The sequence below is a fragment of the Curtobacterium pusillum genome, assembly GCF_013359865.1.
Lineage (GTDB): Bacteria > Actinomycetota > Actinomycetes > Actinomycetales > Microbacteriaceae > Curtobacterium > Curtobacterium pusillum.
The window spans coordinates 84463-93898 of the sequence record NZ_JABMCE010000073.1 but is presented as its reverse complement, the minus strand read 5'-3'; the positions used below and the strand labels follow the sequence as shown (position 1 = coordinate 93898).

At 71.2% G+C, this 9436-nt stretch carries 7 protein-coding genes; 3 read left to right on the top strand and 4 right to left on the bottom strand.

Annotation, left to right across the window (positions count from 1 at the left end):
* Window positions 1–4: 4 nt before the first annotated feature.
* The 3 genes from HP507_RS08520 to hisD are packed head-to-tail and all read right to left on the bottom strand — an operon-like array spanning window position 5 to window position 2893.
* Entirely contained in the window at window positions 5–1060 is a 1056-nt protein-coding gene (locus HP507_RS08520; RefSeq protein ID WP_175351363.1) for a quinone-dependent dihydroorotate dehydrogenase, read from the bottom strand.
* 17 nt (window positions 1061–1077) lie between these two features.
* On the bottom strand, window positions 1078–1572 hold the full coding sequence (gene nrdR, locus HP507_RS08515; RefSeq protein WP_175351351.1) for a transcriptional regulator NrdR: 495 nt from the start codon (window positions 1570–1572) through the stop codon (window positions 1078–1080).
* Between the two features lie 13 nt (window positions 1573–1585).
* Window positions 1586–2893 carry a histidinol dehydrogenase gene (gene hisD / locus HP507_RS08510; RefSeq protein WP_175351350.1) on the bottom strand — a complete coding sequence of 436 codons (1308 nt, stop codon included), beginning with the start codon at window positions 2891–2893 and terminating at the stop codon, window positions 1586–1588.
* 98 nt (window positions 2894–2991) lie between these two features.
* On the opposite strand from hisD, the gene HP507_RS08505 reads away from it, so the two are divergent.
* Genes HP507_RS08505 through HP507_RS08495 form a run of 3 tightly spaced genes read left to right on the top strand, consistent with a single transcriptional unit; the run spans window position 2992 to window position 7840 of the window.
* A complete protein-coding gene (locus tag HP507_RS08505) occupies window positions 2992–4323 on the top strand; it encodes a rhamnosyltransferase WsaF family glycosyltransferase (RefSeq protein ID WP_175351349.1) in 1332 nt (443 codons plus the stop codon).
* Window positions 4320–5801: a glycosyltransferase family 2 protein gene (locus HP507_RS08500; RefSeq protein WP_175351348.1), complete on the top strand. Its 1482-nt coding sequence runs from the start codon at window positions 4320–4322 to the stop codon at window positions 5799–5801. The genes HP507_RS08505 and HP507_RS08500 overlap by 4 nt, the downstream gene beginning before the upstream one ends.
* Window positions 5798–7840 carry an acyltransferase family protein gene (locus tag HP507_RS08495; protein ID WP_175351347.1) on the top strand — a complete coding sequence of 681 codons (2043 nt, stop codon included), beginning with the start codon at window positions 5798–5800 and terminating at the stop codon, window positions 7838–7840. The genes HP507_RS08500 and HP507_RS08495 overlap by 4 nt, the downstream gene beginning before the upstream one ends.
* Window positions 7841–7870: 30 nt before the next feature.
* On the opposite strand, the gene HP507_RS08490 is transcribed toward HP507_RS08495, so the two are convergent.
* Complete coding sequence (locus HP507_RS08490; protein ID WP_175351346.1) at window positions 7871–9427, bottom strand: hypothetical protein; 1557 nt, start codon at window positions 9425–9427, stop codon at window positions 7871–7873.
* Window positions 9428–9436: the final 9 nt, after the last annotated feature.

Genomic DNA, 9436 nt, shown 5'->3' with positions numbered 1-9436 from the left:
CGCGTCAGCGCGCGGCGCGCCGCAGCCGCCGACGGCGCAGCCGGTTGATCCGCGCCGCCCAGGTCGGCCCCTCGTAGAGGAACGCCGTGTACCCCTGCACGAGCGTGGCCCCCGCGTCGATCCGGTCCTGCACGTCCTGCTCGCTCGTCACGCCCCCGACCGCGATGACGCAGAAGTCCGACGGCACCGCAGCACGTACCCGCCGCAGGACCTCGAGCGACCGGGCGGCGAGCGGTGCGCCGGAGAGCCCACCCGCCCCCATCGCCGACACGTCAGCCGAGGGGGTCGACAGCCCCGAGCGCGAGATGGTCGTGTTGTTCGCGATCACCCCGGCGAGCCCCAGCGACACCGCGAGCCCCGCGATCGCGTCGATCTGCTCGTCGGTGAGGTCCGGCGCGATCTTCACCAGCACCGGCACCTTCCCCGCGGCGTCGCGCACGGCGGACAGCAGCGGGCGGAGCTGGTCGAGCTCCTGCAGGCCGCGCAGCCCCGGCGTGTTCGGCGAGCTGACGTTCACCGCGAGGTAGTCCGCGAACGGTGCGAGCCGCCTGGTCGACTCGAGGTAGTCGTCGACCGCGTCCGCGACGTCCACGACCCTGCTCTTGCCGATGTTGACGCCGATCACGGGCCGGCCGGGGTTCCGGCGGGCGCGTTCGAGCCGACGTGCGGCCGCGGCGGCACCGTGGTTGTTGAAGCCCATGCGGTTGATGAGGGCGCGGTCCGGGATGAGCCGGAACAGCCGCGGCCGCTCGTTCCCGGGCTGCGGCTTCGCGGTGATCGTGCCGACTTCGACGTGTCCGAAGCCGAGCATGCCGAGACCGCCGATCCCCCGGGCATCCTTGTCGAAGCCGGCGGCCAGGCCGAACCGCGATGGGAAGTGGATCCCCATCGTCGTCACGCCGTCCTGGGCAGACGGGCGCGAGTACCGCTCGACGAGTCCACCCACGATCGGCACCAGCGGCAGCGCCTTGATCACGGCGAAGGCGATGTGGTGGGCGCGCTCGGGGTCCATGTTGGCGAACACCGAGCGGAACACCACGGCGTAGCCGCCGCGGACCATCCGTTCGGCGATCCCGCTCACGCGCCGGCCCCGGCCGGTGCTGCGGCACCCGCGCCGCCGGCGCCGTGGTGGTCGATGCGGAGCTGGGTGATGGCGTCCTCGAAGTCCTCGAGCGAGTCGAACGCCTGGTAGACGCTGGCGAAGCGGAGGTAGGCGACCTCGTCGAGTTCCCGCAGCGGCGCGAGGATCGCGAGACCGATGTCGTTCGCGTCGATCTGGCTGGACCCCGAGGACCGCACGGTCTCCTCGACACGCTGCGCCAGGACCGCCAGGTCGCCGTCGGTCACCGGTCGCCCCTGGCACGCCTTGCGCACGCCCGACACGATCTTGTCCCGGCTGAACGGCTCGGTCACGCCGTTCCGCTTCACCACGTTGAGCGAAGCGGTCTCGGTCGTCGAGAAGCGGCGCCCGCAGTTCGGGCACTGACGACGGCGACGGATGGAGGTTCCGTCGTCGCTCGTCCGGGAGTCGACGACGCGTGAGTCCGGGTGGCGGCAGAAGGGGCAGAACATGGCGTCCCCCAGGCTATCGGTTCGTGCGCTCCGTCACGGCGGCGCCGTGCGCGGGGAGCTGTTCCTCGGTCGCGAGGGCGACGATGTGCGGCGCGACCTCGGCGAGGGCGTCCGAGGAGTACCGGATGACCTGCTGCGGCCGCAGGAAGGTCGACGCGGACAGCCCGGCACCGAAGCGCGCCTGACCACCGGTCGGCAGGACGTGGTTCGACCCGGCCAGGTAGTCGCCGAGGCTGACGGGGGTGCTCGGCCCGACGAACACGGCACCGGCGGCGTCGATGTCCGCGAGCACGGCGTCGTCGTCCGCGGTCTGGATCTCGAGGTGCTCCGGCCCGTACGCGTTGCTCACGGTCGCCGCGTCGGCGAGCGAGTCCACGAGCACGATCGCGGACTGCGGTCCGTCCAGGGCGGCCTGGAGGCGCGCGGCGGTCCCCAGGGACGCCACCCGCGACGGGACGGCGGCTTCCACCGCGTCGGCGAACGTCGCCGACATCGTCACCAGCACACTGCCGGCCTGCTCGTCGTGCTCCGCCTGGCTGATGAGGTCGGCGGCGACGTACCCGGGGTCCGCGCTGTCGTCGGCGATCACGAGGATCTCGGTGGCGCCGGCCTCGGCGTCGATGCCAACGACCCCGCGCACGAGGCGCTTCGCGGCGGCGACGTAGTTGTTGCCCGGACCGGTGACGAGGTCGACCGGCTCGAGGTCGATCGACGGCACGCCGTACGCCAGCGCACCGATCGCCCCGGCGCCGCCCATCGCGTAGACCTCGTCGATGCCGAGGAGTCCGGCCGCGGCGAGGATCGTCGGGTGCACGGCGCCTCCGTGGTCCCGCTGCGGCGGCGACACGAGTGCGATCGACCGGACGCCGGCGACCTGGGCGGGGACGACGTTCATGACGACGCTCGACGGGTACACGGCCTTGCCGCCGGGGACGTACAGGCCCACGCGGCGCATCGGCTGCCAGCGCTGGTGCACCTCGGCGCCGTCGGCCAGGGTCGTGACGGACCCGGCGGGCACCTGGGCGGCACTCGCGGCCCGGACGCGGCGGATGGCCTCGTCCAGTGCTTCCCGCAGCGCAGGAGTCAGCCCGGCGACGGCGGCGGCGATCTCGGCGGCCGGCACACGCACGTGCGCGGGCGCTCCCCCGTCGAACCGCTCGGCCTGGTCCCGCAGCGCGGACTCCCCGTGCTCCCGGACCGCGTCCACGAGCTCGCGGGCGGCGTCCACTGCGTGCGAGACGTCTCCGGCGGCACGGGGCATGAGTCGGAGGAGTTCGGCGCGGGCGGGCAGGCCACCGCGGAGGTCGATTCGCTGCATCATCAGGGGGCCAAGCCTACCGAGCCGGCGGCGGCGCGCATGTGGCACCGCTGCGCTCCGTTAGGCTGCCGAGTAACCCTCACCGAGACCCCCTAGGACCGATGAACCTCTCGTCGTTGCAGCGCAACCTCACCGACCTCCTCCGGGTCAACAAGCGGTACTTCTCGGACGATCGCTACCGCAGCGATCTCCGCGCGCGGCTCCGGCCAGCCGCCCCGAGCGGTGAGGCCAACGCGCGAGGCAGCATCGGCCAGCGCGAGTTCGACCACGCACCCGAAGGCAGCCGTCCCTACCGCGAGCTGGCCGAGACCAGTCTCGCCCTGGCCGGCATCGCCACGACCGCGACGTCGCCGACGCTCAACCTCGTCGTGAACGAGGTCCGCGACGGCAAGGCCTTCGCGGGCGTGCAGACGGCCGTCGCGGTCGCCGTCCAGCTCGCGGAGCGGCTGGGCGTCCCGCTGCGGGTGGTCATGACGAGCTGGACCGTACCCGGGGTGTCGGAAGCGGGCGCGGCGGCAGTCGTCCGCGAACGGTTCGGGACGGTCGTACAGGACGTCGTGGCGCGCGAACGCATCCTCGACACCGCGTTCACCCCGGACGACTTCTGGCTCGCGACGCACTGGAAGACCGCACATGCCGTCGACGTCGCTGCCCGCGGCGGTGCCGTACAGCGCGATCGCGTCGTCTACCTCGTGCAGGACTACGAACCCGGGTTCAGCCCCTGGTCCACCGAGTTCGCCATCGCACGATCGACGTACCAGGCGGGGTTCGAGCTCCTCGTGAACTCGGCACCGCTGCGCCACCACCTGGAACGGGAAGAGGGCCTCACGATCGCGGACGACCGCACCTTCGCGCCCCACCTCGACCTCGACCTGCTGCAGCGCGTCGCCGCAGCGCGGGCGAAGTCCGACGACGTCACCGTCTTCTTCTACGGGCGTCCGTCGAAGCACCGGAACCTGTACCGACTCGGCGTCGCGGCGCTGAAGGTCGCTGCCGCCGAGCTCGGGCCCGACAACCGCGTGCGCTTCACCTCCGCCGGCGAGAAGCACCGGAACGTCGATCTGGGGCACGGACACAAGCTCGAGAGCCTCGGTTCGCTCCCCTGGGACGACTACTTCGAGTTCATCGCCTCGGCGAACGTTGTCCTCTCGCTCCAGCACAGCCCCCACCCGAGCCACCCGCCGTTCGACGCGGCGATCTCCGGCGCACGCGCGATCACGAACGAGTTCTACGACACCCGCGCAGACCTGCACCCGATGCTCACTGCCGTCGCAGCCGACCCCGAATCGCTCGGTTCGGCCCTCGCGGAGGCGATCCGGACCGCTCGGACCGAGGGTCCGAACGGCTACCTGGACGTCGAGCCCGGGAAGTTGGGCGGCTCGCTCAGTGAAGCCGTCGAGTCCGTTGCCGCCACCCTGGAGACCGTCCGTTGAGCACTGCCGAAGTCGTCATCGTCGTTCCCGTGTACGGCGACGTCCCGTCCGTGATGGACTGCCTCAGTGCGCTCCGGTCCGCGATCGACCGGGCACGTCACCGTGTCCTGATCGTCAACGACTGCGGCCCCGAGGTCGACGCGATGGAAGCCGCGATCCTCGAGCTCGTCGGTGAGGACGACGCATTCCGGTACGAACGGAACGACGCCAACCTCGGCTTCGTCGGCACGTGCAACCGCGCTGTGCTCGAACTCGACACGACCGACGCCGACGTCCTCCTGCTCAACAGCGACGCCGTGCCCACGCCGGGGTTCCTCGAGGAACTGCAGCGGGTGCTCGCCCTCGACCCCGCGAACGGCGCGGTCGCGCCGCGCAGCAACAACGCCACGATCGCCAGTCTCCCGCACCGGTTGAGCGACCCGACTGCGGAGCGCACCTTCGAGCGCACCCGCGAAGTGTTCGACGCCGTCGCCCCCCTCCTGCCGGAGACCTACACGGTCCCGGTCGCGATGGGCTTCTGCCTGCTGATCCGTCGATCGGCCATCCGCGAACACGGCCTGTTCGACGAGGCCTTCGCGCCCGGGTACGGCGAGGAGAACGACTTCTGCCTCCGGATCGGCGAAGCCGGGTACGCCTCGCTCATCGCGAACCGTGCTGTGGTCTTCCACGCCGGTTCCAAGAGCTTCGCCGGGAAGCGTCGGAACGCCCTGCGAGCCGCGCACCAGCGCATCCTCGACCGGCGCTACCCGTCGCTCTCACGTTCGCTCGCGTTCTTCCTCGCCGTCGGGGTGGACCCGGTCGACCGCTTCGCGGCGTGCCTGGTCCGTCCGGCCGACGACACGCGGCGCTTCTCGCTCGATCTCCGCTTCGCGCCGGCAGCGGACGTGCGGCAGCTGGCCGAGGCGTGGGCCGTGTTGCGGACGGCCGACGAGCGCATCCGACCGGAGGTGGTCGTGCGTCCGCGAGACGAGGGCCGCCTGCAGGACCTCGACGGATTGGTGGTCCGGACGCACCTCGACCCGGACGACATCGTCGAGGTCGCTGCGCTCCGCGCAATCGATCTCTCCCCCGCGACCGCGCTCGACGCCCACCGGCGCGGCGCGCTCGTCCTGGTGCTCGAGGACGGGAACAGCTCCACCGTCTTGGGTCGGTACATCGACGCGCTCGGTTCGAGCCACGGGCGATCGGCCGACGCCGAGCTCGGGCTCGCGCAGGTCCCGGACGTCGGCGGCGCAGCTCGATACGCCGAAGACTGGTTCTCCCGTCCCCTGGACGAACGCGCGGTCGATCTCCGCGTGCGTGCGGATCACTTCGCAGCCGACGTGTTCGCTCGCGTCGACTTGGAGCACCACGACATCGCCGACTCGACCGTCCAGACGGCACGAGAACTGGAGTCGATCAAGCGGTCCCGCGTCTACCGCGCTGCTCGGGCGGCTTCGGCCGTCCTCAGTCGAGTGCGGGGCGTGCGCAGAGGATGAGCGGTCGGCACGCGGTGCAGGTCCGGCCGAGCGGACCCCGTGCGGACATCCAGCTCCTGCGAGCCTTCGCCGTGCTCGCGGTCATCACGTACCACTTCTGGCCAGCACGCCTCCACGGTGGGTTCGTCGGCGTCGACGTGTTCTTCGTGATCTCCGGATACCTCATCTGCGGTCAGCTCTTCGGCGAGCTGGACCGCTCCGGCACGATCGCAGTGACCGCGTTCTGGGCCCGACGGGCGAAGCGACTGCTGCCGGCAGCGATCACCGTCATCGCGGTCACGGGGATCGCGACGGTGCTCGTCCTTCCACGCCCGGTGTGGCAGGACACCTTCCGCCAACTCGCCGCCTCCGCCGTCTACCTCCAGAACTGGCTCCTCGCGAGCGATTCCGTCGACTACCTCGCTGCGGAGAACGCGCCGACCGCGGTCCAGCACTTCTGGTCCCTGTCCGTCGAGGAGCAGTTCTACATCGCCGTTCCGGTGCTCCTGATCGCCGTGGCGCTCGTCTTCCGGCGACGGAGTCGCCCCGCCGTCGTCCGAGCAGCGACGGTCGTCATCGTCGCCATCGTCATTGTGTCCTTCGTGTACTCCGTCGTCGCGACGGCCAACACTCCCGGACCGGCGTACTTCTCCACCGGCACCAGGGCATGGGAGTTCGGGGTGGGCGCGGTCGCGGCCGCCGTCCCGGCCGCGTGGTTCGAGAACCGGCTCACCCGCACGGCGGTGACTGTCGCTGGGGCCGCCGGGCTCGTGGTGTCGCTCGTGGCCATCACGCCGAGCAGCGCGTTCCCGGGAGCGATCGCTGCGATCCCCGTCGCCGCCACGGCCTTGCTGCTGGCAGCCCGGCCGTTGCCCTCCCCGTCGACCGGTGCGCCGGTCGTCGTCCGTTTCGGTGCCGCCATCGGTGACCGCTCCTACTCGCTCTACCTCTGGCACTGGCCCGCGCTGGTGTTCGCGCGGACGGTGTCCGGTGAGGATCTCGGCTGGCCCGTCAAGCTCCTCGTCCTCGTCGTCGTCGTCGGCCTCGCGGAAGCCTCCCTCCGCTGGATCGAGACGCCGTTCCGGCGGCGGAGGATCACCGGTGGACGGCGGTCGATGATCCTCGTCGCCAGCGCACTGGCGCTGACGCTCGTCGTCGCGACGCCGATGCAGACCGTGGCCACGACGATCCAGCGCGCGAGCGCCGCCGAACTCCAGCGCGCAGAAGATCGCGCTGCCGCGCAGGAACGCTGTTTCGGTGCCCCGGCGTTGCAACACCTCGACTCGTGTACGTCGAGCGGAGACCCGCTCACACCATCGCCGGCCGCGGCTGCCGACGACGTCCCCGCCGCGTACGGCAACGGCTGTCACGCGCCGACCACTGGCGGCGAGGCCAACGTGTGCAAGCTGGGTGACGGTCCTCGGCGGGTAGCCCTGATCGGCGACTCGCATGCGGTGAGCTGGGAGCCCGCAGTCGAAGCAGCTGCGAAGGAGCTCGGCTGGACCGTGAGTACCTACACGAAGGCCGCTTGTCCCTTGACCACCGCGACGACCGCGAACGGCGACGCGGAGGTCCGAGCATCCTGTGCCGCATGGCGGAAGACCATGATCGCGAAACTCGCCGCGGCCCAGCCGTACGACCTGGTCCTGACGACGGCCTCGGCGACCGCGGCGAGGTTCGACGACGACGCGAGTGCCGTCGCTGGGTACCGTGCCGTGTGGCAGCCCCTGATCAATCGGGGAGCGAAGATCATCGTCCTGCACGACGTGCCTCGTGCGCCGGCCGACGCCCTCGAGTGTCTGACGCGGACACCGCAGGATCCCGCTGCCTGCTCGCTCCCCCGCGATCGGGCGTTCCCCTCGACGGACCTCATGTCAGAGGCTGCGACCGGTTTCCCGGGCGCAACGGTGCTCGACTTCACCGATTCACTCTGCGACGACCGGTGGTGCTACACCGCGATCGGCGGCGTCACGGTGTACCGCGACGAACACCACCTCACGACGACGTTCGCACGCACCCTCGCTCCGGCGCTCATCGCGAAGGTGCGTGCTCTCGGCTGATCGACCGGTCGGGCTCGTGCCCGGCGCGGCTCACGTCAGCCGGAGAACCTCGCCGGCGAGCAGCACCGTACCGACGACCTGCCCGTCGGACGCGTGAGCGAAGCGGTCGACACGGGCTGCCCCGTCGACGACCGTTCGGGCACGGTCGACCACTTCCCGCGGCAGGACCCCCGCTTCCAGCACCCGCGGAACAACGGCGTCGAAGGCCTCACGGAAGGGCTCGAGGACCGAACCGGCTTTCTCGGCGGCGGGTGGCATCGGCGAGGTGCCGTACACCGTGCCGCTGACCACGCGCTTCGGTGAGACCGTCGTCGCTCCCAGGACCTGTCGGGCTGGGAACGGCTTCGCCCCGGGCTCGAGCGGCACCTCCAGGAGTTCCGGTGCCAGGTTCCGGATCACGTCGACGGTGATCTGCGTCCCGAGCTCGCCAGAAGGGTCCCGGAGCCTCGAGGCACGACGGAGTGTGCTGGACGTGAGCGGAGCGAAGACCGGTTGCCGGAGTGCCGTCCGACCGCCGTGGAAGCGTTCCCGGAACGCACGGAAGTGCCACATCCGCGCGTCGGGCACCTCGCCGATCGCCTCCGCCGTCGACGCATCCATCGCGGCGACGAGCGAGGTGACGGTCGTCTGCGCCATGCCGTCGGGAACCGATTGCATGAGGACCGACTCCATCGACGGACTCTTGTACACCCGGCGGTGTGCTTCGCCTCCGGTGCCGGACAGCAGCAGCTCCGGTGTCGACGTGCGGTAGGGGTAGATCGGTCCGTACACGCCGAGTTCGTCGCGGCGCCACTGGTCGAAGCCCCAGCGCGGATCGACCTCCGCGCGACGTACCCGCCCGGTCTGGTTCAGTTGCAGCCCGAACGCCTCGCTCATCGCCTCGGTCGCCGCGACGGCCTCCGGTCGCCTCCGGTCAGCACGGAATCGCACCCGGTCGCCGAACGGCGCATCGGAGCCGTTGCCGGCGCGCAGCGCGGCGAGGACGATCCGGAAGTCCCGGCCTCCCGTCACGTCGGCGACCAGTGGCACGTCGCTCTCGAGTAGTGTCCGAGTTCGGCTGGCGATCTCCCAGAGTGCCTGTCGGAGCAGGCCTCCGTACGACTCCCACGCCGGGGTCGCCGCTGGCGGCTCGACCCTGAATTGCTTCCGGCGTCCGGCATTGATGGCGACGGTCGCCCCGACCGGGACGAGGCGGATCTGACGGAACACCGTCCGGTCGCTGACGAGCTGGCTCCCGATCGTGCCCTCGAGGAGGAAGGACGCGAGCTGGTCGTCGTCGCGGTCGAGGGGGTGCCCCGACGCGTGCGCCCACTCCGCGAGCTCGATGAGCGAGGAGCCGACGGCCCACCGGGCGCCGGCCCGGTAGAGGTAGAGGCGCGCTGCGCCGTTCGCGTCGGTCCCGATGGAGGCCGAGGTCGCGGTCCTCGTGACACTCGTGTAGGCGCCGTCGTGTCCTCCGGACACCTCGTCGCCACGAGCGCGGCGGCCGTCCTCGCCGAAGACGACGTCCGGGCCCACGAAGGCGTAGCCGGACAGCACGGCCTCCGGAAGGCGTCCGTCCGAGGTCGCGATCACGGACTCGGGCACGGCACCGAC

Coding starts and splice junctions, on each gene's coding strand:
- HP507_RS08520 (WP_175351363.1), bottom strand. CDS start 1,060: ATGGTCCGCGGCGGCTACGCCGTGGTGTTCCGCTCGGTGTTCGCCAAC.
- nrdR (WP_175351351.1), bottom strand. CDS start 1,572: ATGTTCTGCCCCTTCTGCCGCCACCCGGACTCACGCGTCGTCGACTCC.
- hisD (WP_175351350.1), bottom strand. CDS start 2,893: ATGATGCAGCGAATCGACCTCCGCGGTGGCCTGCCCGCCCGCGCCGAA.
- HP507_RS08505 (WP_175351349.1), top strand. CDS start 2,992: ATGAACCTCTCGTCGTTGCAGCGCAACCTCACCGACCTCCTCCGGGTC.
- HP507_RS08495 (WP_175351347.1), top strand. CDS start 5,798: ATGAGCGGTCGGCACGCGGTGCAGGTCCGGCCGAGCGGACCCCGTGCG.